The organism is Ancylobacter aquaticus, assembly GCF_004339465.1.
Taxonomy (GTDB): domain Bacteria; phylum Pseudomonadota; class Alphaproteobacteria; order Rhizobiales; family Xanthobacteraceae; genus Ancylobacter; species Ancylobacter aquaticus.
Genome location: NZ_SMFY01000005.1, coordinates 1 through 24,615, shown reverse-complemented (window position 1 = coordinate 24,615; position 24,615 = coordinate 1). Strand labels below are relative to the sequence as shown.

The window sequence follows — 24,615 nt, the reverse complement described above, 5'->3', positions numbered from 1 at the left end:
CTCATGGTGCGGAACTGGACGCAGCCCGGCTGGCCGCATTTTGCCTATGATTCGGTTGCCCTCGAACCGCTGGAGCGGCGGTTCCTCCTGCTCACCGGCGAGGTGATCGGCGCGGTCCGGCATGTGAGCGACGGCGAGCGCGACCTGCTGCGGATCGAACTCCTCAGCGATGAGGCCGTCAAGACCAGCGCGATCGAAGGGGAGACCCTGGATCGCCTCAGCGTGCAATCCTCACTGCGCCGTCAGCTCGGCCTCGACACGGACAATCGCAACGTGAAGCCGAAAGAGCGGGGCATCGCGGAGATGCTGGTCGATCTCTATCGGAGTTGGGCCGATCCTCTCGACGCCGACACACTGTTCCGCTGGCACCGCATGCTGATGGCGGACAGCCGGCATCTGGAGATCATCGGCGGCTACCGTCGCCATGAAGACGCGATGCAGATCGTGTCCGGCCGACAGGATCGGCCGACCGTGCATTTCGAGGCGCCGCCATCCTCTCGGATTCCGGACGAGATGGCCGCCTATCTCACCTGGTTCAATGGCTCCGCCCCGGGCGGTGCAACGCCCTTGCCAGCACTCACCCGGGCCGGGATCGGACATCTCTATTTCGAGAGCATCCATCCCTTCGAGGACGGCAACGGCCGCATCGGCCGAACCCTCGCTGAAAAATCCCTCGCCCAGAACATCGGGCAACCGACCCTGATCGCGCTCGCCCATACCATCGAGCAGCATCGCAAGGCCTATTACGACCAGCTCGAGGTCCATCAGCGGGCGCTCGATGTCACGGGCTGGCTGGTCTATTTCGCAGAAGCGATCATCGCGGCCCAACAGACGACGCTCGGTCGCGTCGCCTTCTACATCGCCAAGGCGCATTTTTACGATCGCTTCCGCGACAAGTTGAACGAACGGCAGGAAAAGGCGATCGCCCGCCTGTTCCGTGAGGGCCCCGGCGGCTTCACGGGAGGCCTGAGCGCGGAGAACTACCTCGCGATCACCGGCACCTCACGCCCCACCGCCACACGCGACCTACACGATCTGGTCGAGAAAAGCGCCCTGACGCGCACCGGCGAGCGCCGCTACATGCGCTACCACCTGAATCTGCCGTAAAGCGGTGAGCGGGCAGCATGTGGTGCAACCGCTTTGTCCGTTCGATCGCCCTCGGGGCATCCACTTCAAACTGCAGGATGCGCCATAAGCGGAAGGCCGCTGCGGCTATCGCGAATAGCCGTTTTGGGGCCGGTAGCGGACGGTCCGCTATTAGGGACTTCAAACGAGAAGCGGACATTCGCCGATGAATGACCGAGGCCGAAACTGACCCATCTATGACCTTCAGCAGGTCCGCTTTCGGCAGCCCCCTCTGGCCTTGGGTTCTTGGTCGCGCGTGGACCGAGGATGACGACGAAGACCGCGACAAAGATGAACGTAGCGACGATGACGCCAAGCTTCAGGGGGTGGCGCATCAGTGCGCCGGAACGACCGCCGCGGCGATCACAGGCGTGCGGCGCCGCCGTCGACGAACAGCTCGATGCCGTTGATGTAGCCCGCCGTGTTACCGGCCAGGAACAGGGTCGCCGCCGCGATGTCGTCCGTGGTGCCGATACGGCCGACGGTGCTCTGTCCGGCGAGGAAATCGAAAGTGGCCTCTGCCTCTTCGGCGGCGAAGAAGCCCTCCAGACCGGGGGTGCGGACGGGGCCGGGGCTGACGACGTTGATACGGACGCCGGAACCCTTGATCTCCTGCACCCAGCCCGTGACGAGGGCACGTACGCCGGCTTTGGCTGCCGCGTAGACGCTCATCCCGATCGGTGGGGCCTTGGAGGCGTTGGAGCCGATCAGGACGATCGCGCCGCCCGACGGCATGATCGGCAGGGCGAACTGGACCGAGAAAATCGTACTCTTCAGGTTCCAGGTCAGGGTGTCGTCGACGTGCTGCTCGGTGACGTCCACGAGCGGGACAGGTTCGCCGCCGCCAGCGTTCGCGATCAGGACGTCGAGGTGACCGTGATCAGCCTTCAGGGTGTCGAACAGGCGGCGGAGGTCGGCCAGCTTGGTCGCGTCGGCAACGATGCCGCTCGCATTGGGCCCGAGCTCGGCGACCGCTTTGTCCAGCCTCTCTGCGTGCCGCCCCGTGATGATGACGCGTGCGCCGGCGTCTACGAGGGCTTTGGCGATGCCGTAGCCGATGCCTGCAGAGGCGCCGGTGACGAGGGCGGTCTTGTTTTCAAATGACATAGGAGCTCCGGTTAGAACGATGTAGCAGTTACTACATAAAATCTCCACCGAACGCAAGATATTTTTTAGCGATCACTATATCATGGGCGCCTTGAGTTAATGTGTAGTGGTCGCTATGTTGTCTGGGTGAAGTCTGTTGCCGCAAAACTCTCCCGCCGGCCCGCCTTTGATCGGGATCAGGGCGTCCGTGTCGCCCAGGCGATGTTCCACGCACGTGGTTATGATGCCGTGGGCGTTGCGGAACTGACCACCGCTCTCGATATCAAGCCGCCTAGCCTATACGCCGCGTACGGGAGCAAGCTCGGCCTATTCGAGCGGGCGCTGCAGAGCTACGTGGAGACGGACTTCCTTCCGGTCAGCGAGATTCTCGCGACAGATGACGATCCCGCACGGTCCCTGACCAACCTCTTCGTCGCGGCGGCCCGGCATTACACTCGCAATCCCGAGCGACGCGGTTGCATGATCACCGAGGCGATGCGTGCCGACGATGCCGACGCCGCAGCGGTCGCGACGGCTCTTGGCGAAAGCGGGAGCCAGATTATCCGCGACTATATAGCCGCCCACGCGCCGCCTGAGGCAGTCGACCGGATTCTCGACTACGTCCTGATCAACCTGCGCGGCCTCTCCTCGTTCGCCTGTCTCGGATACACCGCCGAGAAGCTGGTGGGCTGCTCGGAGGTCGCCGGAAGGGCGCTGAAGGCCGAGTTCGCGACCAACGCGGCCAGCTGACGCCGAGCGCGCTTCGCAACGCGTTGGGCCGCCGAGTGGCCGACATTCCTCAATGCCTTGCGCATACTTCACCGGATCGCACGGCGAGATTGACGCACATGGCAATTTAGCGACCGCTACACTCTTGTAGAGGGTGGGCGACGTCTGTATGTAGTGATTGCTATATACAGAGCGATTTCCGCCCGCAACGAGAGAACGTCATGTCCACTACCCCAGACGCCGTCACCCGCCTCATCATCGAGAGCGAGGTTCGCCGCCTCCTCGCCCAGTACGCCCACAACCTCGACTTTGGTGACGTGGAGGCCAACGGCGAACTCCTTGCTGATGCCCAGTTTACGGTCGTCGACCAGTCCATCACCGGCAAGGACAACATCGCGAACTTCCTGAGGACCAACCTCCAGTATCACTCAGATAAAACACCACGGACGTGGCACTCCGTGTCGAACATCCTGATCGAGGTGCAGAGCGCCACCGAGGCCAGGTCGGTCTGCTACTTCACCGTCCATCAGCAAACCGATGGCCTGCCGCTGCAACCTATCGTGACGGGACGCTACATCGACACCTTCGCGCTCCGCGACGGCAAGTGGCGGTTCGCCTCGCGAGCGGTCGATCCTCATCTGTTCGGCGATATCAGCCATCACGTGGCCTCCGCCGCCGCGCCCGCCGCGGCTTGAGGCGGTCATGACGAGCAAGAGACACGCGCTAGTCACCGGCGCCAACAAAGGCATCGGTCTAGCCATCGCCCGGGGGCTGGCGAAAGCCGGCCTCTCGGTCTGGATCGGCGCGCGCGATCGCTCCCGAGGGGAAGAGGCCGTCAAGCAGCTTCAGGCCGAGGGCCTGGACGTGCGTTTCCTGGAGATCGATGTCGCCGACGAGGATAGCGTCCGTCGCGCGGCCGAGACGGTCGCGAGTGAGACCGGGATCCTCCATGTCCTCGTGAACAACGCGGGCATCATCCTCGACCGGAAGCGGCCACCGAGCGAGGCCAGGATGGAGGACATCAAGGCCACTTTCGAGGTGAACCTTTATGGGCCCATCCGCGTCACGCAGGCGTTCCTGCCCCTCATCAAGGCGGGCGAGGATGGCAGGATCGTCAACATGGGAAGCGGCGTGGGCTCCCTGGCCCTCATCCTCGACCCGACATCGATCTACTCGAGCGTCAACTTCCTCGACTACACGACGTTGAAGGTCGCCCTCAGCGCAGTGACCGTGGCTTTCGCCAAGGAGCTTGAGCCGCTGGGCATCAAGGTCAACGTCGTCGAACCGGGGAATGTTCAGACCGACCTCAACGACAATGAGGGCATGCTCACACCCGAGGAAGGCGCCGCGACTGCGATCCGGATGGCCCTAATCGACAAGGACGGTCCGACCGGAGGCTTCTTCGGCAGCCACGGCCGCCAACCCTGGTGACGCTGGTGAACATGCACTGTCACTCGCGATTCGAAGGCTAGGCGACACACTACCGGCCTTCTCTCTACCGATGAGAAGCAGCAACCGCGACCAGATGACGTCGACCGGGTGGGATGGCCGATGAGGGTCCTACGGAAGCCAAGGCAGGCAGCCCCGGTGGTGTCCCAGACTAAGCAAGGAGCAATACAGTGAGCACATCAGACAAGAGCAAAGTCGCCGTCGTGACAGGCGGCAGCAGCGGAATTGGCTTCGCCATCGCGCGAAAGATGGCGGCACAGGGCATGCGGGTGATTATCACGGGGCGCCGCCGGGATGCGCTGGATCGCGCAGTCGAAGAACTCGGCGGCGGCGCTGTCGGCATCGTTGCCGATGTTTCCAGCACTGCGGGACTGGAGGGGCTGTTTACGGAGATCCGGTCGGAGTTCGGGCGGATCGATACCCTCGTCGCCAATGCCGGCGGTGGTGTCCACGCCCCATTGGGGAAGATCACCGAGGCGGCCTATGACCAGCAGTTCGATACGAACGTCAAAGGCATTGTCTTCACCGTGCAAGGCGCCTTACCGCTCATGCAGCCGGGTTCATCAATCGTTATTGTCGGTTCGACAGCCTCCATCGATCCCGGTCCGACCATGAGCATCTATGGGGCCACCAAGGCGGCGGTGCGTAATCTCGTCCGGAGTTGGGTCAGCGATCTCAAGGGGACAGGGATCCGTATCAACATTGTCAGCCCAGGCCCGACGAACACGCAAGCGCTGCGGGACGCTTTTGGCGAGCATGCGGAAGAAGGTATGGCCTTCCTCAAGAACAAGAGCCCGATCGGTCGCATCGGTGAGCCCGAGGAAATCGCAGAGGTCGCTGCCTTCCTGGCGAGCGATGCCGCCAGCTACGTCAATGGTGTCGAATTGTTCGCCGATGGCGGCGCGTCTCAGGCTTGAGAGGGAGAAGGACCATGTCCACCGATATCATCAATCATATCGAGTTCCCTGTCGTGGACGCGGAGCGCGCGCGCCGGTTTTACGAAGCGGTTCTGGCACCGCTGGGACTGATGCTCGTGATCAGTATTGATGCCGCCCGCGCGCCTCATGGCGGCGCGCGACACGGCTTCGGGAAAAATGGCTATCCGAGCCTGTGGGTTCACCAGCAGATTGGAGCGAAGCTCCCGATCCATCTCGCCTTCACAGCTGATGACAGGGTAACAGTCGATGCGTTTCATGCCGCAGCACTTGCCAACGGCGGAACCGACAATGGCGCTCCCGGGATCCGAGAGCGCTATCATGAAAACTACTACGCGGCCTATGTCCTCGATCCCGACGGCAACAATATCGAAGCCGTCTGCCAGAGGGATTGAAGCTTCGCCCGTCGGGCCAAGCCGTCTACGATCTCGGCTAGAGATCGGTGATCCGCGTGTCGGCGATGGTTTCGGCAAAGCCATTTCCGAACAGCCCGGCGGGTGTCTGGAAGCCGGGCTGGACCTCACCGGCCAGCACACGCCGGGCGGCTTCCGCGGCGGCCAGGGACGTGAAGGTATAACCGTTCACCGTGTCGAGCACGGAGCGCACGATGGTCCCGTCCGCGTCGGTGACTTCGACAGCCGCGCGATAGCGGCTCGCTTCACGCTCTTCGACACTGGGGCCGTTCGGAAGATCCTTGAGATCTTCCGTCGGAAATGCGCCTGCGGTGACGTGGACGAAGGTTTCGATGTTGGGAACGCCGATCGCATGGTGGATCGTCACGAGGTCGGGTAGCGTTACAGGAAAGGACGATTGCGGCCCACTGCCGAAGTCGAAATCGCGAACCTCTTCCGGGCTGCGCGTGACGCGCTCGCCGTCGACGAGTTGCAATGTCTCCGGCGCGATATTCTGGCTGGCGCTAATCGCCGATCCTCTCGACATCGCTCCTGTCACCTGAAGCGCAATGCTGATCTTCCGGGCATTCTTCGCGCGAGCGATGGCATGTCCGGCGAGACTGCCCAGCATCGCGACGCTGCCACCGCTTCCCGGCAGCAACATGACCCCGGCCGCGCGGGCCTGGCCATCGAGCGCTAAGGCTTCGCGGTATGTGTCGAGTTCGGCCGAGAAGTCGAGATAGTGGACCCCGGCACGGATCGCGGCAGACATCAGCGGCTCCGCCGTGTTCGCAAAGGGACCTGCGGCGTTGAGCAGAACGAAAATTCCAGCAAGGCTGGCCACGACGGCATCGGGATCGTCCAGCAAAAAAATTCTGACGCTCGCTCCGAGACGGCCGGCCAGCGCTTCAAGCCTCGCGCGGTTTTGCTCGCGGCCTGCAAGAACGAGATTCAGTCCGGCAGATGCGGCATGTTCCGCTGCCATGCCACCGGTGTAGCCGACAGCTCCATAGATCATGAGAGTGTTCATGGGCTTCTTCTTTTTTTCTGTGATTATTCGAGATCGGCGTCGATGCGCGTGATCAGCCCGTCGTCGTCAACCGAGATGTCGAGAAGGCCGATTTCGTGACCGAAGTCTCCGGTAAAATCGACGCGGACCCGAGCGCGGCTCTCGCCGATCATTTCGATCGAAAGGAAGCGGGTGACCGTGTGATAGCCGATGAAATACCGCTCGATGTAATCGCGAGTGCCGGCCCGGCCGTCGAAGCGGCGGCCCGTCGACGGGTCGTCGATCACCGCGTCCGGCGTGAATAGGATCAATGCTGCGCTGATATCAAATGCGTTGGTTGCGGCGATCAGCGCATCTGCCGTCGCACGCAGTGTATCGGCGGTCATCGCATCAGCCCCCGTGCTGCCAGCTCTTGAAGACGAATTCGAGGCTGTAGCCATCCGGGTCCCTGACCTGCGCCGCATAGTAGCGGGGATCGTAGTGAAGCTGTGGCCCCGGCGCGTGGATCTCGCTCGCCCCGGCTGCCCGCGCCTCGGCATGGGCGGCATTCACGATTGTCTCGGAATTAGCGACAAAGCCGACATGCACGGCGCCGGGTGCTGGCGTGCCTTCTCTCAGCCAGAAGAACACTCGGCCGTTGGCGCCGAAGCCCTTGAGGTCGGGATGCCCCGCCGGGCCCTGGCTGCCGTCATAGTCGTGGCGGGAGGTGATCCCGAGGATCGGGAGCACCCTCTCGTAAAAGGTGATCGAGCGCGTGATATCGCTCACCGTCAGGAAGATATGATCGAGCATGTAAACCTCCTCAGATGAGATAGCCGCCAGCCACTTCGATGTTTTGGGCGTTGACCCAGCGGTTGTCGTCCGACAGCAGGCTGGCGACCATGCAGCCGACATCGTCCGGTTCGCCGACGCGACCGAGTGCTGTTTGCCCGGCGAGCAGCGCTTCGAATTCTTCAGAAAGACCTCCGCCGAGTTCGGTGCGGATCGGTCCCGGTGCGATGGAGTTGGCGCGGATGCGGCGCTCCCCGAACTCTTTGGCCAGGTACCGGGTCAGCACTTCGAGCCCGCCCTTAAAGGAGGCATAGGGCGCAACGCCTGGTGTCGCTACGCGGCTGGTTGCGCTCGTCACGTTCACGATGTGGCCGCCATCGGCCATCAGGGGAAGCAGTGCCTGCGTCAGGAAAAACGGCCCCTTGAGAAGCACACGGAACAGGCTGTCGAATTCGTCTTCTGTCACGGTCGCGATCGGATTGTAGAGCCCGTATCCGGCGTTGTTGACGAGAAAGTCGAAGGTCTCGGCATTCCAGGTCTTTGCCAGCATTTCAGCGACCGCGCTGCGAAACGCCGGGAAACTCGCTCTCGTGCTCACGTCCAGCTCAAGGGCAACAGCCTTACCGCCGTCAGCCTCGATTGTCGCGACGACCTTTTCGGCGGCCTGCTTGTTTCTGTTGTAGGTGAGGATGACGCCCATGCCGCGCCTGGCGCACTGAATTGCGATGCTGGCGCCAAGGCCACGGCTTCCGCCGGTAATGATGACAATGCTCATTTGGTGCTCCTTCGATTGGATGACCAAGAGATAGCCGTGATGGCCTAAGCTCCGCTCTCAGGATTCTCTTCGAATCTTGCCTATTTCTGCTTTTCCGTTGAATCCGAGCTGTCCGTGTGAAACAACAAATCCATGGACGCACAGCTTCAAGAATTGCGGCAACTGGCATCACGGGCGGAGAACCGCCGCACGGAAACGGGTATTCCCCGCGTCGCCATGGTGCAGGGCGAAATTCCCGAACATCAGCTTGCGGCCGTCTACGAGCCCATGGTCAACCTCATCCTCACGGGCTCGAAGACCATGACGGTCGGGGACCGCAGGTTTTGGTATGATCCCGCGACCTACTTCGTCATGTCGATCGATCTTCCGGCGGTCGGTTCCGTGCATCCGTCTGACGACGGAGATCCCTATCTCGCCATCAGCCTGACGCTGGAGCCCGCGATCGTTGCGAACCTGCTGGCGGACCTGCCCGAACCTGCCGGAGGCGAACTCTACAGTCCCGGTTTCTCGGTAGCACCTGTGACGCCCGAACTGCTCGATGCTTGTTTGCGGATGTTGCGCCTCATGGAGCGCCAGGGCGAAATTGCGGCCCTTGCTCCAGCCTATGAGCGCGAGCTCCTGTTCCGGGTTCTGCAGGGGCCGCTCGGCTGGATGCTGAGGGACATCGCGACGCCCGACACAGCGCTCTCCCGGATCGGTATCGCCATTCAATGGATCAGGGAGAACTTCGCAAAGCCACTTCGCGTTGAGGCATTGGCAGAGATGGCGGCGCTCAGTGTTTCCACCTTTCACCGTCACTTCAAGGCCGTGACGGCGCTTAGTCCGCTGCAGTACCAGAAGCATGTACGATTGCTGCATGCGCGCTCCCTCCTCATCGCAGGAGAGGGCAACGTCACATCGATTGGCTTCGGCGTAGGTTACGAAAGTCCGACGCAGTTCAGCCGCGAGTATGCGCGCCAATTCGGCCTGCCGCCGTCCAAAGATGCCGCGAGGCTTCGAGCATAACCGTGACAATGGGAGCGTGCAGCAGCTGAGCCGTTGAGCCGTTCGCCCGCAGGGCACTTGGCCGCTTTCTCGCTACCCGTCTTTGCCAAGGTGGTGTCCCGGCCCAGGTTCCATCATGGCGCGAAGCAGCCCGGGCGCCGCAATTGACCCATGATCGACATTTGCCACTTCCTTTTACCGCGGGCTCGATCCGGCGGTGCGGGCTGAGTGCAGTGAAACCTCTGGGCGACCGCCCCCAGCATGCTATTTCGATGGAGGTATCTTCGTACACAAATCGTGAAAGTTGCTGGCTGTCGATATGTGCCGCTGCGTCGACGAAGCGGCCCGTCCTGGCGAAATCCTCGTAGGAATAATCGATTGACAACAACCCGCGGCGATCCGCAGGACGCCGTCCATCTGCCCCGACGTGGGTACGAACGTATTCCGCGTCAGATAGAATGAGACGCCTTCGTTGAGGGAGCGCTTGCCGACAAACGAGCGCGGCGTGGCTGCCGAAGCGCCACCGATGGTCGCATGGTCGCGCCCATGTGGCCGAGGATGGTCGCAGCGGGGAAGGTGGTATCAGTTTATTTTTCTGTCCTAAGCTCCGCCATCGGCAAAGCCGCGTTGTGGGTCGGCGCCTCGTCCTCTTCTCCCCAACGGGGAAAGGCCTTCAGGTCCAGGTCGAACAGATCGAGCACCCGCCCGATTGTATGGGTGACCATGTCGTCCAGAGACGCCGGCCGTGAGTAGAAGGCCGGCACCGGCGGCGCGATGATGCCGCCCATTTCCGTCACCGCCAGCATGCTCTTGAGGTGGCCAGCGTGAAGCGGCGTCTCGCGCAGCATCAGCACCAGCCGACGGCGCTCCTTGAGGCAGACATCCGCTGCCCGGCTGATGAGCCCGGACGTCACGCCATGCGCGATGTCGCTCATGCTTCGCACCGAGCAGGGTGCCACGATCATTCCCATCGTCCGGAACGAGCCGCTGGAAATCGGCGCGGCAATGTCGCCGGGGGAATAGACGACATCCGCGAGGCCGCGCAGTTCCTCCGCGGTCATGTCGGTTTCATAGGCGCGCGTCATTTCGCCGGCCTTGGAGACGACGAGATGACTCTCGATCTCCAAGTGCCGCAGGGCTTTCAGCAGGCGCACGCCGTAGACGATGCCGGTGGCGCCGGTAATGCCGACGACCATCCGCCTGGGTACGTTCCCCATGTTCACGCTCCCCAGGCCATCATGCGGGCGTGGAGCCGACATGCCGGGGATCGAAGTTCGAGGGAGCGGCGGGCCGGGCCCCGAAGGCGAAGGGGCGATCAGAAAGTGTGTAGCGATACCAAGGCGCGTCGTTCATGCGGCCGAGCTTGTGACGCAGCCCGCCAAAAGCGCCGTAGATTCTCCGGTAAGGCTGGCCGTGGAAATGGGTGAGGATATCCAGCCACGCCCGCGGCTCGGCTGCGATGAAGGCCTCCATCTCACGGGCAATCTCTTCCTCGGAGAGCGGGACGACGCCGTCCGGCGGGTCGCCGAGATCGGTGACCGCGCTCTTGATGAACTCGTCCGGGTTCCAGCCCGCGCCCATCGGCTTGGTGCAATCCATGCCGATTTTCGAGGCGACGCCGGGTTCGGCGCATTTCGGGTCCACCGTCATGGTGTTGCAGTCCTTGAGGATGACGGTGTCGCGGTCGGGCATGTAGCGGAAGGCCATGGCGGCGAGGACCGCCTGGTCGTCCCAGATGTCGACGTCGTCATTGAACACCATCGCCACCTTCGGCAGGCCCTGCTTGGAACAGGTGAGCATGAGGCCGAGCGCCTGCTTGGCGTCGCCCGCGCCCAGCGGGCGGATCTTGGCATACGCGATGTTGGACAGGCCGCCCGCCGGGCTGCGCACCTCCACCACGTCGATTCCCGCGAGACGGAGCGCGCCGTAGAGGTCGGCCTCGATGGCGGGAAGCTGCAGCATGTTGTCGGTGTACCAGGGATGCATGCCGCCAATGGTGCAGTGCTGGTAGATGGGATTTTTCCGAAAGGTCATCGCCTTCACCTTGAGGCGATAATTGTGCTTCATCCCGCCGCCATACATGCCGGTGAATTCGCCATAGGGCCCCTCATCGAAGGTCAGGCCCTCGCTGGCCATGAGTTCGCATTCCAGCACGAGTTCGGCATTGGCCGGCACCAGCACGTCGATGGTCTCGCACTTCACCATCTTCGCCGGCGCGCCATAGAAGCCGCCGAGCACCTCGAAATCGTCGGTGTCGCCGGGGACCCCGACCAGCGCCGAGATCTTGTCGAGGATCGGGCCGCCGATGACCATGGCGACTTCGAGATTCTGCCCCTTCGCGGCCGCCGCCATGGCGTGGATGCGCTGGCGGTGCGAGGTGCAGGTCATGTCGACCGACTTCTCGTTCTTCGAACGGAACATCGAGCGGTAGATGCCCCAGTCATACACCCCGGTGTCAGGATGCTTGCTGATAAACAGGTTGTCGTTGGTATAGGCGTGGCCGTCGCGGTCATGGTGAAGGAACAAGGGCAGCCGGGTCAGGTCGACCTCGTCGCCGGTCAGGATCACCTCCTTGCACGGCGCGGTGTCCACGACTTCCCACTTCGCGCGCGACTTCGCCCGCTCGACCATCTGGCGGCCGGTCTGCGTCCTGTCGCACTCCATCGCCCAGGCATACATGTCCTGGTTGGAGTAGGCATTGGCGAGGACCGAGAATTCGCAGTCCCTGACCTTCTCGATCAAGACGGCCTTGGTCGGGTTGGCCTCTAGCATCCGGGGGATCTGGTCGACGCGGATTTCGTCGGTGATGCGGACGAGAAACCCGGCGGCCTCCATGGCCTGGACAAAGTCGGGGAGCGACTGCTGGGACGCCATTGGTCGGATACTCCGTGGCCGGTTCAGGAAAAAGCCGGATCGGCCACGCCCGATTCAACATAGTCGCGCAGGTGATCCATCAGCGCGCCCCAGAGCGTGTTGCACTTGATGAAATTGGCCTCGTCATGCGGCCAGCCGCCATGAGTCACACGCAGCCGGGTCCGCCCGTCCGGCGTCGAGGCAAGCGCGAAGCTCGCCGTGGTGCCCACGGCATCGCCAGGACCCTTGGTGCAGGTCCACAGGATATCTTCCGCATCATCCCGGTCAATCCTCCACAAGAATTCTGGTCGACCTGTATACTTCAGATGCCAAGAGCTCCCGACGTCACCTCCTCCCTCGACATGCGGAGTATTCCATCCACGAAGCCCCTCGGGGGTATTTATAGCCTGGCGTACTTTGTCGGCATTTGCCGAAATCAATATTTCATGCTTAAGTGAATGTTCAATGGCCATTTGGCCCTCCATAGACCTTCGTCATACTGACCTGAATGTCGCACGCGATGCAAGTGGTCAAGCCGCGTCGTCCGGCCCGCCACTTCCCTGCCTCGCGCATGCTCACGCCTCCCGCTCCACCCGCTGGCCGGCAAGCAGCGCGAGCAGCCAGCCACCAAGAGCGATCGCCCCGAGAGCGACGGCGGCGCCCAGCGCGGCCTCGGCGAGGCGGTCGATCAGCAAGGGAGACCAGGCGAGGTTGCGACCGAGATTGCTCATGCCGATAGCCAATGGCGTGATGAACAGCAGCGCGATCGCGTAATTGCGGGCCAAGAACAGTTCGGCGACGGCCTGACAGAGCGCAATCATCAGAATGAGGGCGAGCGTGCCGGGCTTCTGCGCGAACAGGAGCGCGGCAATGGCAACGCCGCCCAGCGTGCCCGACAGCATGTGGGTCGCCCGGCGCATCGCATCGGCGGGCGTAAGGGCGGGCATCAGGGCGGATGCAGCGATCGGCGCCCAGAAAGGATGACCCATCCCGAAGGAGAGCGCGAGTCCCCAGGCGCCCACCACCGCCAACGCCGCGGTCAGGATGACGACGGCGTGGCGAAGCCGGTCGAGCCTGCTCAGGCCTGCCCGCGCCCTCTCCCGCACGCTTCGGACCAGGGAGCGTGCGCCAATCGCACCTTCCCCCTCCAGCACGGTGAGCAGCACAGCGAAGCCGGCCGCTCCCGCGCCTACGCCGACGGCCGGCAGAAACGCTCCGCTCTCCAGCGGAATGCCGGCCACGACGAGCAGCACGAGAATGAAGAAGATTTCGCCGCGCGGTACCCACCCCATCAGGGTGCCAAGCGTCCCCGCTCCCACGACGACAGCCGCGAGCAGAAGGAAGAGCACCCATTGCGGCCCCTGAGCCACGGAAAAGGCCGCGGCCACGGTGAGGGTGAGCAAAAGCGCCACGCCCGCGACGGCCTGGGTTTCGATCCGCTGCCGGGCGTTCTCACTGTGGCCATACAGCGAGGTGAGCGCGCCGAACGCTGCGTAAACCGCAAAATGGAGCGCCTCGGCGCAGTATACAAATACCAGCGGAACCGCTACCGAAAGGCCGACACGAAAAGCCGCCCTCCAATCCCCTGTCTTTACCTTGAAAGAAAAGCTGCGCATTAATCGCGAACCCGCAGGCGTCGAGAACGGTGGAACATGCCTTACAAAGACTTGCGCGCCTTTCTTTCCAGCCTGCGTCAGTCCGGAGAACTTGTCGACGTTACACGCCCCATTGCCTTGCAGTATGACGTAGCCAAGGCTCTCGCCAAGAGCAGTGCGGCGGACGGGCCAGCGCTCCTGTTCGAGCAGAACGGGACGGAATTTTCCCTGGTTGCAGGTCTGTACGGCAACCGCCGGCGCGCACTGATCGCCTTCGAGGCGACCGACGCGACGATTCACGAACGCGTGACTGCCGCTATCGACAACCCCATCGGTCCCGTCGACATCAACGGACCGGCCCCCTGCCAGGAAGTGATTGTGACCGGGGATGACATCGACCTCACCCGGCTGCCCGTTCCGACCTACAGCCCCAGGGATGGGGGGCCCTATATCACGGCCGGCATCGTCGTCTCCGAGGACCCCGACACGGGTATTCCGGACATCGGAAACTATCGGTTCCAGCTTCACGATTCGAAGGTGCTCGGGGTGTTTTCCGCCCCCAATCATCGCTTCGGCAAGAACATGGCCAAGGCGATCGAGCGGAAGGTGCCGCTGCATGGCGCCATCGTTATTGGCGTCGATCCCATGATCGCCTTTTCCTGCCAGGTTCAGGGGGGCGACGCGACGAATGACTGGTTCGTCGCCGGCGGGCTGCGGGGCGAGCCGGTCGAACTGGTGCAGGCGGTCACCAGCACGCTGAAAGTGCCAGCCCATGCCGAGTTCATCATCGAGTTCATGGTCGATTCAGACGACCAGCGCGTGGAGGGCCCGCTCGGCGAGTATACCGGCTACTACACGCCCGCCTCACTGAAGCCGACCGCCAAGGTGACGGCGATCACCCACCGCAAGGACGCGATCTTCCAGGGCCTGCTCACCGGCAAGCCGATCACCGAGAACCATGTTCTTAAGCAGATTCCCTTCGAGGCCTCGATCCTTCGCCAGCTACAGGCTCAGTTCCCGACCATTTCCGATCTCTCGATCACCAGTTCGGGCGGCGTTCAGGTCTATGTCGTGATCGCGATGACGTCGCGCTACGAGGGCGAGGCGCGGCAGGCGATCCTCGCCGCGATGGCCTCGAACCTTCATCCCAAATGGGTGGTGGTCGTCGACCCCGACATCGACATCCGCAATTCCTCTGAGGTGGAATGGGCGAAGTCGTTTCGCGTCAAGCCGCGCGAAGACGTGTTCGTCGTCGACCGAACCGCCGCCGCTCCGCTCGATCCCTACACCGATGGCGGCTATTCATCGTCCGTAGGCATAGACGCCACAAAGCCCTTCGGTGTTGACTTCCCCGAAGTGTCGGAAGTGCCGGGCTGGCGAAGCTTCGATCTGCCGGAAATCATCCGCAGCAAATAACCGCCGCGCGCCAACGGGCTGCGCGGCAGATCACCGCCATTTTTCAATTGCAGGCCGTCACAGCAGCGAACGCCCGACGCTAAGCGGACGATACAGAATGGAACCGAGAGTAGCCTTCCATGCGAGCCGTGATGTTGCGTCTTTTGCCTGCCATTCGAGGTCTAGCCGCCACCCTCGGCCTGATGCAGCCGGCGGCGGCGGAGAACTATCTCTGCCATCAGCAATTCGCCCTGTGCACCTCGGCGCCCTGCATCCCGCAGCCGGGCAACCCCGACATCTCGATCTGCGTCTGTGACGTGCAGGAGGGCGCCAATTTGGCAACGGTCGCCTGCGACACGGTCAAGCCGAGCACGGACGCGGAGGGCGTTCGCACCGTCTATTCGCAGTTCGCGCTGACCCAGTTCGAGCAGGGCAAGAAGGGGCTGAAATGCGAGAGCGGCACGCCCTGGTCGAATTGCCTCAACAAGATTTGCACGGTCGATCCCGCCAACCCCGACAAGGCGATCTGCGCGTGCGACGTGGTCCGCACGGGCGACTGGCAGACCGCTGGCGGCGATTGCGACGCCGCCACCTGCAAGACGGCGTACTGGTCGGGCGCCCTCCTCGCCGATTCCAGGAGCAACGCCGATTTCATGATGGAACAGCTCAAGATCACCAAGTCGCCCGCCGAGGCCTGCCCGGTTCCCAAACAGTAGCCGGATCGCCGACGCCATTTGACGACGGCAATCAAAAGGAGCGGCCATGCGCAAGATCGCGCTCGAAGAGCATTTCACCACGCCGGAGCTTGCCGGAAGCTACGTGGCAAGGCCGACGCAGAGCGACACGCTCTTTGCCGATGTGGAACGTCGTCTAGCCGACTTCGACGAGTTGCGGCTCGAAATGATGGACAGGACCGGCATAGAACTGATGGTGCTTTCCGTCACTACGCCGGGCGTGCAGGGCGTCCGCGATACAAAGGAGGCCATCCGGCTTGCGCGCGGCGCCAATGATTTCCTCGCGCGCGAGGTGCAGAAGCGGCCCGATCGGTATGCCGGCTTCGCCCATCTCGCCCTGCACGACGCCGAGGCCGCTGCGGCCGAGCTCGAACGGGCCGTCCGGGAACTCGGTTTTCGGGGAGCGCTCATCAACGGCCAGACCAACGGGCATTATCTCGACGAGGACCGCTACCTGCCTTTCTGGGAGCGTGTCGAGGAACTGAATGTCCCGGTCTATCTGCATCCCGGCGCCATGGCCGACCAGCCCGCGATGTTTGCCCATCGCCCCGAAATCGGTGGTCCCATCTGGGCCTGGACGGCGGAAACCGCGGCCCATGCGTTGCGGCTCGTCTTCGGGGGCACGCTCACCCGCTTTCCCGCGGTGAAGATCATTCTCGGCCATATGGGCGAGACGCTGCCGTTTTTGCTCTGGCGCCTCGACAGCCGGCGGGAGTTCGACCTCGGCGAGAAACTCGCGCCGGACGCTCTTCCCTCGGCGATTATCAGGCGGAACATCGCCGTCACCACCTCGGGGGTATGCGACCCGGGAGCGCTGATCGCGACGCTTCAGGCGTTAGGCGACGACAATGTGATGTTCTCGGTCGACTACCCCTATGAGGATCCGCAGCTCGCCTGCGATTTCATCGAATCCGCGCCCATCAGCGAGGACGTGCGCGCGAAGGTCTGCCACGGCAACGCCGAACGGCTGCTGCGCCTGTAGTTGGCGCGGACAATGCTCGCTGGACAGGAAGCCAGTTCATGGACGAATGCCGCAATGGAAGACCCGTGATGCTCCGCCCGCCTAGGGCGTATGCCACATCGAAATTATCCGCACGACCGTCATGCAAGGCGGTTACCGCCGTAGCGGTTCAGGCCCTTGTCGCAAAGGTGCTACGTGCCGTGCCTCGCTCATGTCCGCTTTTGCGCCGCGGCCGTTGCCAGACCGATGACCGAGATGGCGGCGCAAAGTGGACGTCCCTGAAAGGCAGTAGAGCGGCAGGTATGGGGCAACATGGATCATCGGGCCGAGGCGAGCGCATAGCTCACTCTCCGGTCTCTCGCATGCCCGCTGTCCACAAGCCTGAATTCTCGCCGGCTCGCACCGCGCCATCTTGCTAGCAGCGAAGATCGCGCGGCCGACAGCAGGATGACCACGCCGCATCCCGCCGCAGGGCATGGGACTTGAAGCGCTTTCGCAGTCAGCGCGAGGCGTATCCAACGATCCGGAGCTTACGCCCAAATCGCCTTCCGCATTTGTTGCTTCGGCTTCTGTAGCGCCGATCTCGATACCTCTAAGACCGGCAGCAGGCCAACCCGGCACGGGCAGCTCCGCTCGCCGACACTATTCAGCTGCCTCCATCATGACGGTAGGCGGACTCCAATCCCCCGCTTCGATTTCCGCAATGCGGGAGTCCAGTTCGGCGATGACGTGGCGGGAGAACGGGTAGAGGTGCAGATAGAGCACCATGTTGACCATCGCTGCCTCGAGTGCGGAGGGGTTCTTTCGGATGCAGTCGATCAGGCTGACCCAGAAATAGGGCGCAAATCGTGGGCGGACCACGCTGATCGCCCAGCTTGCGCGCAGAAGCAATTTCAGGTCGCGCCGGATGCCCGCCCACGTCGCCCCTTTGCCGAAGGATCGTCGCTTCACCTTGCTGGCCATGCCGCGCACCCTTCCAAAGAAATGCCGAGGGTGGTAAATCTCCTCGATGACCTGCCGGTAATCGGACAGGATTTCATCTCGGGGGCGAAGGGTTAGGAAGTTGAGCCCTGCCGTGCACTGATCGCCCGCATCGGAGGGGGCGACATTGTAGCCTTCGAAAAGACGCCCTTCGCGTCGCAGCCGCCGGGTGAGTTGCGTGTTCGGAAGGGCATAGAGCAGACCGACCATTGCAACCGGTATCTCGCTTGCACGGATGCACTCGACCATTGACGGTGAGACGCCGCCGCCCTCGGTGTCGAAGCCGACGATGAAGCCCCCCGTCACGTAGATTCCCGCCGCATATATGCGCTGCACGCTCTCCGCGATGCTGCGGCGGGTATTCTGTTTCTTTTGCATCGCCACCAGAGTGCCCTCGTCGGGGCTCTCGATGCCAGTGAATATGACGAAAAAGTTGGTATCGCTCATCATCTGGAGAAGCTGGGGATCGTCAGCGACGTTCAGCGAAACCTCGGTCGAGAACTCGAATGGATAGCCTTGAGTCTCCTGCCAAATCTTTAGTTCCGGCAGGAATTTTTTTATGGCCTTCTTGTTGCCGATGAAGTTGTCGTCGACGAAGTCGACATGGCCGCCATAGCCAAGCCGGCGAAGCGCCTCCAACTCGGCAAGCATCTGCTCGTTAGACTTGGTGCGCGGGACCCTCCCGTAAAGTTCGATGATATCGCAGAACTCGCACGTGAAGGGGCAGCCGCGCGAGAACTGCACGCCGACATAGAGATAGTCGCTGAAATCGATCAGGTCGAAACGTGGTATCGGACTTGCCTGCACATTGGCCTTGAACTTCTCGGCCTCGAAACGACCCGAGGTCGCACCGCGCTCCCACGCCTCGACAAAGCGGTCGATAATGCCTTCGGCCTCGCCGAGCACTAGGAAATCGGCCGCGGCATAGACCTCGGGATTGGAGGTGGGATCCGGGCCGCCGAGACAAACCGGTCGTCCCATCTCGTGGCAGCGGCCGATCAGCGCCAACGTATCGAACTGCTGCGGCAGCATCCCGCCGGTTAGCACTATATCCGCCCATAATATGTCGCTGTCGGCCACTTCGCGGGCGTTGCGGTCAATGAGCCGGATCTCCCAATGGCTTGGTAGAAGTGCGGCAACCGTGAGCAGGCCGAGAGGGGGTGCCACGCAGCGCGCGCCATACAGCTTGCAGGCTTCAGTAAAATTCCAGAATGAATTTGGATTGAATTTCGGAAAAATCATCAATATGCGGGACTGCGATCGCACAGTCGAGGTGACGTCTAGTTCATGCATCTGCTTACCTTTGCTTCAGCAAAACCCACCCTTGTCACATGCCAGTATTTAGAAGGCATCAAGTCATGCTAGCAGAATGCCACGCTATGATGAACCCATGCGCAGGTTGCATTCACCCAAGGGTGCGGCGCAGTCACCTTCGGCAACAGGCCCAACGATCATTTGGTTCTCGGCCAAGCTGGCAACCGCACTCTTTTCCATCGACAAGCGGGACGGTAAACGCCTGGTAGCATTACTCGCACAGGCGCGCGGGTGAAAAGCACTCGGTAGGATTCGAACACATACGTCGAAGAAATCGGCTGGCGCTCGGCTGTTCCATAAGCAATGTCGGCTTTCGCGAAGTCTCATGGATCGGTCGAACGGCCGGTATCGGCGGCGCAAAGCGGAAGTCTGTGAGAGGCCGCTCGAGGGGAGCAAAGAATCATGGGCGGTGTCTCACGGCTCACGCGCCGGTGCTGGTGAGCTATCTCGACGGGCCGTTCGCGCCCGCCGTTGGGGAGGCGCTTTGCGCCGGCGACCGGATGCCGACCTGCAGGGTCGCGCCGCCATGGGTTGGGCTTCCCGCTGTGGCTGTACGAGGTGCTGAGGGGAACGCTTCGTGCTGCTGGTGCCCGTGGGCGAGAAGACGGCGGCGGTCGAGGAACTGGCCATCAACCTTCGCCGGCGCTGGCCGGGCGTGCTGCGCATGGCGCTGGGCGGTTCCGCACCGCAGGGCCGCCATCCGAAAACTGTCATTCATGCTCTTCAGCCACCGTGCCCTACGGAGTTTTTATCTGTAATCAATCTAAATCATTGATGTTGCATCACAATCCGAATTGTCTAGGTTGGCGCCTTGCGACTGAATCTGCGCGGGCGATGAGCGGCGCGCGACTTTCCCGGTAATCACCTTGGCCTTGAGCGCAACCAACAACCGGACAACGCCGCCACTTGACCTCGTTCGCGGCGATGGGGCGGACCATGAATAAGGTGCTCAACCATTGGCTGGGGGATCTTTACCGGCGTCATCATCATGACCTCGTGCGCTTCGCGGCTCGACTGGTGGGGGATCGCGACGCTGGCGAGGAGGTGGTGCAGAATGCCTATCTCCGGCTCGCCGGCAGGCCGGCGCAGGCGGTGGCAATCGAGCATCCCAAGACCTATGCCTTTACCGCGACCCGCACCGCCGCCATCGACTTCACGGCCCGGCGCCACGCCGAGTGGCTCCATCGGGTCGACATCGAGGAGATCGACGGGCTCGCCGCCAGCGGCGACGCTACCGGCGCCCTCCATCACCGGCGGCGCATCGTGCGGCTCGCCGTGCTGCTCAACGAACTACCGGCGGCCTGCCAAACGGCCTTCGTGATGAACAAGCTGGAAGGTCGCAGCCACCGCGAAATAGCGGCGCATCTCGGCATATCCGTAAGCATGGTAGAAAAGCATGTTCTTCGTGCCCTCACGCATTGCAGGGACCTAATGCGCGACGATGAGTGAGCGCGCGCGATGAGGATTTTGCCGACGGCAACCGTCTATAAGCGATGGGGTGGACGCCCCCCGGCGGCATCAATGTGCCAATGTGGCGGGTGTTGAAGCACCGCTACAGAGGGGAGCGTCCATGAGAGAGGTTAGCATCATCGGCCTGGATTTGGCCAAGAACGTGTTTCAAGCGCATGGTGCCGGGGCTGATGGTTCAGTTGTGTTCCGTCGCAAGCTGTCGCGCGAACAACTACTGAAGTTCATGGCAGCTCAGCTGCCTTGCGTGGTTGCGATGGAAGCCTGTGCCAGCGCGCATCACTGGGGCCGTGCGATCGGCGATCTCGGTCACGACGTGCGGCTGATCCCGCCCGCTTATGTGAAGCCGTTTGTTAAGCGGCAGAAGAACGACATGGCGGATGCCGAAGCGATTGCAGAGGCGGCATCGCGGCCGACGATGCGCTTCGTTGCCGTAAAGAGCGAGGCGCAGCAGGCGGCGGCGATGGCCTATCGGACCCGCGATCTTCTGGTTCGCCAACGCACACAGACGATCAACGCTCTGCGCGGGCATCTTGCCGAGCAGGGCATCGTGGCCCCTACCGGTCCTGCACATGTGGGACGCCTCGCGGCTGCCATCGACGGTGATGACGGTATGCTGCCTGCAGCGGTGCGCGACCTTGCGCGTCTTCTACTGGACCAGATCGCCGGCCTGGCGACAAGATTGGGGGCCTTGATGCCGAGCTTCGCAAGCGTGTGACCAGTGACGAGACAGCAAAACGGCTGACGACGATCCCGGGAGTGGGGGCCGTCACTGCAGCGGCTATCACCACCTTCGCGCCGCCGAAGATGCTGGTCGCCGTGGCGCTGGCCAACCGAATGGCGCGCACGGCTTGGGCGCTGCTGCGCAAGGGAGAGGATTACAGGGATCCGGGGACGGTCGCCGCATAGGTGGGTGTCGTCGGGTTGTCGCCGGATGTGAGAGGGAGCGAGGGAACGTAAGGGCAGACGGTCAAGAGACCGGGTCGGAAGAACCATTTTTGACGACACGGCGCAACCAAGCGCGGGTAAGCGAACTGGATCCGACCTGCATATCTCCATACAGGCCCGCGGCGCATGACAGGCCGCATCTTCGAGGCCGGACACACGACCGCACCTGATCACATGCCCGACCGTGCCCAAGATTCCGCTTGCATCAAAGGGGGCGTCCACACACGTGTCCTCTATTCCCGCTCCGATACGAGACCCTATTGGTGACATTGCCGATCGATCGACCCCCCCACCCGCCGCGCGCCCTGTCGGATGAGGCGCTGGCTTTCATCGTGCGACTGCATTCCGGCGAGGCGCGGCCGGAGGTCGTCGCCGCCTTCGCCACCTGGCGACGGCTGAGCCCCGACCACGAGGCCGCCGCGCGCGAGGCGGAACAGCTTTGGGGCGATGCCTCGGAACTGCATCAGGATTCGCGCAGCGGCCTCATCCGGCCCGGCGCAGGCCGTCGCGTCCGTGCCGGCCTCTCGCGACGTGCCATGCTGGGCGGCGCCGCCGGACTTGGCGTCGCGGGCGCCGGAGGCGCGTGGTTGCTCACAACACTGGGGCCACGCGCGGACATCGCGACCGGCACGGGAGAGGTGCGGACGGTCATGCTGGCCGACCGCACGCGCGTGACGCTGAATGCCCGCAGCGCCCTCGCCCTGGATCTCAACGCCTCCGCTCGCCAGGTCCGCCTGATCGAAGGGCAGGCCTTCTTCGAGGTCGCACCCAACCCTGCACGTCCTTTTGAGGTGGCGGCCGGAGCGGCCCGGTTGCGGGCCCTCGGCACCGCCTTCGATGTCGATGCCAATCGCGGCGACGGCTCGCTGGCGGTAAGCTTGGTTGAGCACGGGGTGCAGGTTACGGCCGCCGGCGAGCTGACGCTGAAGGCAGGCGAGCGCGTCCGCATCGCTTCGGATGGTCGCATCGGCCCTGTCACGCTTCAACCGGCGGACGTCACTCTCGCCTGGCGCTCGGGCATGTACATCGCCGAAGATCGCTCACTCGCCGATATCATCGCGGCGCTTCGCCCCTACCATGCGGGATGGATTATTGCCCGCGGCGCGGCGATCGACGCCCTGCGGGTCAATGCGGTGCTGGACCTTCGTACCCCCGAAGCCTCGCTCGCGGCCCTCGCCCAGGGGCTGCCGATCCGGGTCATCGCCCTCTCGCCCTTCCTCACCATCGTCTCGGCGGCGTGAGCAAGAATTTTTCTGGCACGGCGCTGAGGATTTCCACCCCGCTCCCGGTCTTAGCCAGTGAGGGACCCGACGACCCGGCAGAAGACGTCCCTCTTCACGCGAGCGGAGACAGGACTATGGCGGGATTCAAGGGGTGGACTGGAATTCTGCGGGCATGCCTTGTGGCAACAACGATGCTGGTCCCGGTGCACGTTGCTACCGCCCAGGCGCAACAGTCGAGCGCGGTGCGGAACAGCTTTGACATTCGCGCCCAGCCGCTCGGGACGGCTCTGACGGCCTTCGCCCGCCAGACCGGCATCAACTTCGCCTATCCGGCCTCGCTCACCGCCGGACGAACCTCCCCGGCGCTGCGCGGCAGTTTCCTGCCAGAGGAGGCGCTGGCCCGACTGCTTGACGGGAGCGGGCTGACCTATGCCTTCACCAGCCCGACCAGCGTGACCATCTCTGCACCGATGTCGGGCGGGATGGATGCCGGCACCGACGGCGCGATCGAGCTTGGCGCGATCGATGTCACCGGCACCGGCTCGGCGGCCGATCTCCCTTTCGAGACGACGGGCTCCACCAGTTTCATCTCTTCCGAGGAGATCGAGCGCTTTCCGCCGCAGACAGCCGGCGCGCTGTTCCAGGGCACGCCCGGCGTCATCTCCGGCGGCGGCAATAACGGCGCCTCGATCGACCCCAATATTCGCGGCCTGCAGGGCCAGAACCGCGTCGCGACGATGATCGACGGTTCGCAGCAATCCACGTCGAGCTATCGTGGCTATTCCGGCATCGACAGCCGTACCTATGTCGACCCCGACCTGATTTCCGGCATCACCATCACCAAGGGGCCGGATGGGGCGGTGGCCGGTGCCATCGGCGGCACCATCGCCATGGAGACGCTGAACGTCGAGGATATCCTCAAGGCCGGCGAGCGCTGGGGCGTGCGGGTGCGGGCCGGGATCGCCACCAACTCGATTGCTCCTGTCATTGGCGAGGAGGCGGCGGTGTTCGGCGACGCCGACGGCGCGGCCATCACCAATGGCAGCTTTGCGCTAGCGGTGCGCGAGGAGAATGTCGACCTCGTCGGTGCCGTCGTGCGGCGCCAAAGCGGCAATTACTTCGCCGGCACGCAGGGCACCCTGACCACCACGGACTACCTGGGCAACGAGGTGCCGCTGTCCAATTATGGCCGTGGCCAGCTCGTCTACAACACTTCGGAAGACGTGACCTCGACCCTGCTCAAGGCCACCTTCCGCCCCACCGAGGAGCAGCAGCTGCAGATCGGCTATCTCTATTACGGCAACGAGTTCGGCGAGGTGTCGCCGTCGTTGATCACGGCTGGCAACCAGACGACTTGGCAGATTCCGCTGAGTTCGGTCGAGATCAGCCAAGCGACGCTGCGCTACCATTACACGCCGGTCGACAACAATCTTGTCGACTTCAAGATCGACGCCTATGCCTCGACAACCGACGAAACCAATGTCTTTGCCGTTCTCGGGGAGACGCCAGAACTGAAGCAGCAATCACAGAATGTCGGCTTGAACGCCAGCAATACATCGCGCTTCACCGTCGCGGGCATGCCGCTCGCGATGAGCTATGGCGGCAGCTACGTCTATGAGGATGCACGGCCGACCCAGGCCTATAACCCTTCCGACATTGGTCTCTGGGCCATTCCGGCCAATGGCGAGCGGGAGGTTGGGGCGCTGTTCGCGCGGGTGAAGTGGGAGCCCACCGCCTGGCTCGAACTGGGCGCCGGGGTGGAGTACCTGACCTACAACACCTCCTTCGACGGCCTCACGACCGCCGGCACGCCGGGCGATCCCTTCACCGGCTATTCCGGCGATCGGTTCAGCCCCAGCGCCAGCATCCTGGTGACGCCCTTGGACGGC

At 63.1% G+C, this 24,615-nt stretch carries 24 protein-coding genes and 1 pseudogene; 15 read left to right on the top strand and 10 right to left on the bottom strand.

The window, feature by feature from the left end; all coding sequences use genetic code 11:
• The first annotated feature begins 3 nt into the window (after positions 1-3).
• Positions 4-1,107, top strand: a complete 1,104-nt coding sequence (locus EV667_RS19960) for a Fic family protein (protein ID WP_131837124.1) — start codon at positions 4-6, stop codon at positions 1,105-1,107.
• 381 nt (positions 1,108-1,488) lie between these two features.
• On the opposite strand, the gene EV667_RS19955 is transcribed toward EV667_RS19960, so the two are convergent.
• A complete protein-coding gene (locus tag EV667_RS19955; RefSeq protein WP_131837123.1) occupies positions 1,489-2,232 on the bottom strand; it encodes an SDR family NAD(P)-dependent oxidoreductase in 744 nt (247 codons plus the stop codon).
• A gap of 126 nt (positions 2,233-2,358) precedes the next feature.
• Between EV667_RS19955 and EV667_RS19950 the strand changes: the two genes are divergently transcribed.
• The 5 genes from EV667_RS19950 to EV667_RS19930 all read left to right on the top strand — a co-directional run bounded on the left by EV667_RS19950 (position 2,359) and on the right by EV667_RS19930 (position 5,719).
• Entirely contained in the window at positions 2,359-2,961 is a 603-nt protein-coding gene (locus EV667_RS19950; RefSeq protein ID WP_207907821.1) for a TetR/AcrR family transcriptional regulator, read from the top strand.
• 200 nt (positions 2,962-3,161) lie between these two features.
• A complete protein-coding gene (locus tag EV667_RS19945) occupies positions 3,162-3,635 on the top strand; it encodes a nuclear transport factor 2 family protein (RefSeq protein WP_131837121.1) in 474 nt (157 codons plus the stop codon).
• A gap of 7 nt (positions 3,636-3,642) precedes the next feature.
• Positions 3,643-4,371 (top strand): SDR family oxidoreductase, encoded by a 729-nt coding sequence (locus EV667_RS19940; protein WP_131837120.1) that lies wholly within the window; start codon positions 3,643-3,645, stop codon positions 4,369-4,371.
• Between the two features lie 188 nt (positions 4,372-4,559).
• Complete coding sequence (locus EV667_RS19935; RefSeq protein ID WP_131837119.1) at positions 4,560-5,306, top strand: SDR family NAD(P)-dependent oxidoreductase; 747 nt, start codon at positions 4,560-4,562, stop codon at positions 5,304-5,306.
• Between the two features lie 26 nt (positions 5,307-5,332).
• A complete protein-coding gene (locus tag EV667_RS19930) occupies positions 5,333-5,719 on the top strand; it encodes a VOC family protein (protein WP_207907833.1) in 387 nt (128 codons plus the stop codon).
• 37 nt (positions 5,720-5,756) lie between these two features.
• Here EV667_RS19930 and EV667_RS19925 read toward each other — a convergent pair whose 3' ends face one another.
• From EV667_RS19925 to EV667_RS19910, 4 genes are read right to left on the bottom strand one after another with little or no spacing between them, the layout of a single operon-like run.
• Positions 5,757-6,746 carry a saccharopine dehydrogenase family protein gene (locus tag EV667_RS19925; protein WP_131837117.1) on the bottom strand — a complete coding sequence of 330 codons (990 nt, stop codon included), beginning with the start codon at positions 6,744-6,746 and terminating at the stop codon, positions 5,757-5,759.
• 23 nt (positions 6,747-6,769) lie between these two features.
• Positions 6,770-7,111 (bottom strand): nuclear transport factor 2 family protein, encoded by a 342-nt coding sequence (locus EV667_RS19920; RefSeq protein ID WP_131837116.1) that lies wholly within the window; start codon positions 7,109-7,111, stop codon positions 6,770-6,772.
• Positions 7,112-7,115: 4 nt separating this feature from the next.
• Positions 7,116-7,517, bottom strand: coding sequence for a VOC family protein (locus tag EV667_RS19915; RefSeq protein ID WP_131837115.1), 402 nt, complete (start codon positions 7,515-7,517; stop codon positions 7,116-7,118).
• Positions 7,518-7,527: 10 nt separating this feature from the next.
• Positions 7,528-8,271 (bottom strand): SDR family NAD(P)-dependent oxidoreductase, encoded by a 744-nt coding sequence (locus EV667_RS19910; protein WP_131837114.1) that lies wholly within the window; start codon positions 8,269-8,271, stop codon positions 7,528-7,530.
• Between the two features lie 132 nt (positions 8,272-8,403).
• On the opposite strand from EV667_RS19910, the gene EV667_RS19905 reads away from it, so the two are divergent.
• Positions 8,404-9,276 carry an AraC family transcriptional regulator gene (locus EV667_RS19905; protein ID WP_131837113.1) on the top strand — a complete coding sequence of 291 codons (873 nt, stop codon included), beginning with the start codon at positions 8,404-8,406 and terminating at the stop codon, positions 9,274-9,276.
• Between the two features lie 566 nt (positions 9,277-9,842).
• Here the strand turns inward: EV667_RS19905 and EV667_RS19900 are convergent.
• From EV667_RS19900 to EV667_RS19885, 4 genes are all read right to left on the bottom strand, one after another.
• The gene (locus EV667_RS19900) at positions 9,843-10,472 is read right to left on the bottom strand and encodes a UbiX family flavin prenyltransferase (protein ID WP_131837112.1); all 630 of its coding nucleotides are present in this window, start codon (positions 10,470-10,472) and stop codon (positions 9,843-9,845) included.
• Positions 10,473-10,491: 19 nt separating this feature from the next.
• The gene (locus EV667_RS19895; protein ID WP_131837111.1) at positions 10,492-12,129 is read right to left on the bottom strand and encodes a UbiD family decarboxylase; all 1,638 of its coding nucleotides are present in this window, start codon (positions 12,127-12,129) and stop codon (positions 10,492-10,494) included.
• Between the two features lie 23 nt (positions 12,130-12,152).
• Positions 12,153-12,581, bottom strand: a complete 429-nt coding sequence (locus tag EV667_RS19890) for an SRPBCC family protein (protein WP_165901661.1) — start codon at positions 12,579-12,581, stop codon at positions 12,153-12,155.
• A gap of 102 nt (positions 12,582-12,683) precedes the next feature.
• Positions 12,684-13,724, bottom strand: coding sequence for an FUSC family protein (locus EV667_RS19885; protein ID WP_131837109.1), 1,041 nt, complete (start codon positions 13,722-13,724; stop codon positions 12,684-12,686).
• Positions 13,725-13,760: 36 nt separating this feature from the next.
• Here EV667_RS19885 and EV667_RS19880 point away from each other — a divergent pair, with 36 nt between their 5' ends.
• From EV667_RS19880 to EV667_RS19870, 3 genes are all read left to right on the top strand, one after another.
• Complete coding sequence (locus EV667_RS19880; RefSeq protein WP_131837108.1) at positions 13,761-15,119, top strand: UbiD family decarboxylase; 1,359 nt, start codon at positions 13,761-13,763, stop codon at positions 15,117-15,119.
• Between the two features lie 131 nt (positions 15,120-15,250).
• Positions 15,251-15,814: a hypothetical protein gene (locus EV667_RS19875; RefSeq protein ID WP_131837107.1), complete on the top strand. Its 564-nt coding sequence runs from the start codon at positions 15,251-15,253 to the stop codon at positions 15,812-15,814.
• Between the two features lie 46 nt (positions 15,815-15,860).
• Positions 15,861-16,814 (top strand): amidohydrolase family protein, encoded by a 954-nt coding sequence (locus EV667_RS19870; RefSeq protein ID WP_131837106.1) that lies wholly within the window; start codon positions 15,861-15,863, stop codon positions 16,812-16,814.
• Between the two features lie 621 nt (positions 16,815-17,435).
• Here the strand turns inward: EV667_RS19870 and EV667_RS19865 are convergent.
• The gene (locus EV667_RS19865) at positions 17,436-19,067 is read right to left on the bottom strand and encodes a B12-binding domain-containing radical SAM protein (protein ID WP_131837105.1); all 1,632 of its coding nucleotides are present in this window, start codon (positions 19,065-19,067) and stop codon (positions 17,436-17,438) included.
• Between the two features lie 598 nt (positions 19,068-19,665).
• Here EV667_RS19865 and EV667_RS19860 point away from each other — a divergent pair.
• The 5 genes and pseudogenes from EV667_RS19860 to EV667_RS19840 form a co-directional block, all read left to right on the top strand.
• On the top strand, positions 19,666-19,863 hold the full coding sequence (locus EV667_RS19860; RefSeq protein ID WP_131837104.1) for a hypothetical protein: 198 nt from the start codon (positions 19,666-19,668) through the stop codon (positions 19,861-19,863).
• Between the two features lie 131 nt (positions 19,864-19,994).
• On the top strand, positions 19,995-20,537 hold the full coding sequence (locus tag EV667_RS19855; RefSeq protein WP_245516286.1) for an RNA polymerase sigma factor: 543 nt from the start codon (positions 19,995-19,997) through the stop codon (positions 20,535-20,537).
• A gap of 121 nt (positions 20,538-20,658) precedes the next feature.
• Positions 20,659-21,464: pseudogene (locus EV667_RS19850) on the top strand (IS110 family RNA-guided transposase).
• A 302-nt stretch (positions 21,465-21,766) separates the two neighbouring features.
• A complete protein-coding gene (locus tag EV667_RS19845) occupies positions 21,767-22,744 on the top strand; it encodes a FecR family protein (protein ID WP_131837103.1) in 978 nt (325 codons plus the stop codon).
• Between the two features lie 173 nt (positions 22,745-22,917).
• A partial coding sequence (locus EV667_RS19840) for a TonB-dependent receptor (RefSeq protein ID WP_245516285.1) occupies positions 22,918-24,615 on the top strand: 1,698 nt, incomplete at its 3' end.

Bases quoted from the DNA above. Each gene is read 5' to 3' on its own strand.
- EV667_RS19875 (WP_131837107.1), top strand. From the start codon at position 15,251: ATGTTGCGTCTTTTGCCTGCCATTCGAGGTCTAGCCGCCACCCTCGGC.
- EV667_RS19925 (WP_131837117.1), bottom strand. From the start codon at position 6,746: ATGAACACTCTCATGATCTATGGAGCTGTCGGCTACACCGGTGGCATG.
- EV667_RS19915 (WP_131837115.1), bottom strand. From the start codon at position 7,517: ATGCTCGATCATATCTTCCTGACGGTGAGCGATATCACGCGCTCGATC.
- EV667_RS19955 (WP_131837123.1), bottom strand. From the start codon at position 2,232: ATGTCATTTGAAAACAAGACCGCCCTCGTCACCGGCGCCTCTGCAGGC.
- EV667_RS19900 (WP_131837112.1), bottom strand. From the start codon at position 10,472: ATGGGGAACGTACCCAGGCGGATGGTCGTCGGCATTACCGGCGCCACC.
- EV667_RS19895 (WP_131837111.1), bottom strand. From the start codon at position 12,129: ATGGCGTCCCAGCAGTCGCTCCCCGACTTTGTCCAGGCCATGGAGGCC.
- EV667_RS19870 (WP_131837106.1), top strand. From the start codon at position 15,861: ATGCGCAAGATCGCGCTCGAAGAGCATTTCACCACGCCGGAGCTTGCC.
- EV667_RS19940 (WP_131837120.1), top strand. From the start codon at position 3,643: ATGACGAGCAAGAGACACGCGCTAGTCACCGGCGCCAACAAAGGCATC.
- EV667_RS19945 (WP_131837121.1), top strand. From the start codon at position 3,162: ATGTCCACTACCCCAGACGCCGTCACCCGCCTCATCATCGAGAGCGAG.
- EV667_RS19885 (WP_131837109.1), bottom strand. From the start codon at position 13,724: ATGCGCAGCTTTTCTTTCAAGGTAAAGACAGGGGATTGGAGGGCGGCT.
- EV667_RS19905 (WP_131837113.1), top strand. From the start codon at position 8,404: ATGGACGCACAGCTTCAAGAATTGCGGCAACTGGCATCACGGGCGGAG.
- EV667_RS19865 (WP_131837105.1), bottom strand. From the start codon at position 19,067: ATGCATGAACTAGACGTCACCTCGACTGTGCGATCGCAGTCCCGCATA.
- EV667_RS19920 (WP_131837116.1), bottom strand. From the start codon at position 7,111: ATGACCGCCGATACACTGCGTGCGACGGCAGATGCGCTGATCGCCGCA.
- EV667_RS19960 (WP_131837124.1), top strand. From the start codon at position 4: ATGGTGCGGAACTGGACGCAGCCCGGCTGGCCGCATTTTGCCTATGAT.
- EV667_RS19880 (WP_131837108.1), top strand. From the start codon at position 13,761: ATGCCTTACAAAGACTTGCGCGCCTTTCTTTCCAGCCTGCGTCAGTCC.
- EV667_RS19890 (WP_165901661.1), bottom strand. From the start codon at position 12,581: ATGGCCATTGAACATTCACTTAAGCATGAAATATTGATTTCGGCAAAT.
- EV667_RS19910 (WP_131837114.1), bottom strand. From the start codon at position 8,271: ATGAGCATTGTCATCATTACCGGCGGAAGCCGTGGCCTTGGCGCCAGC.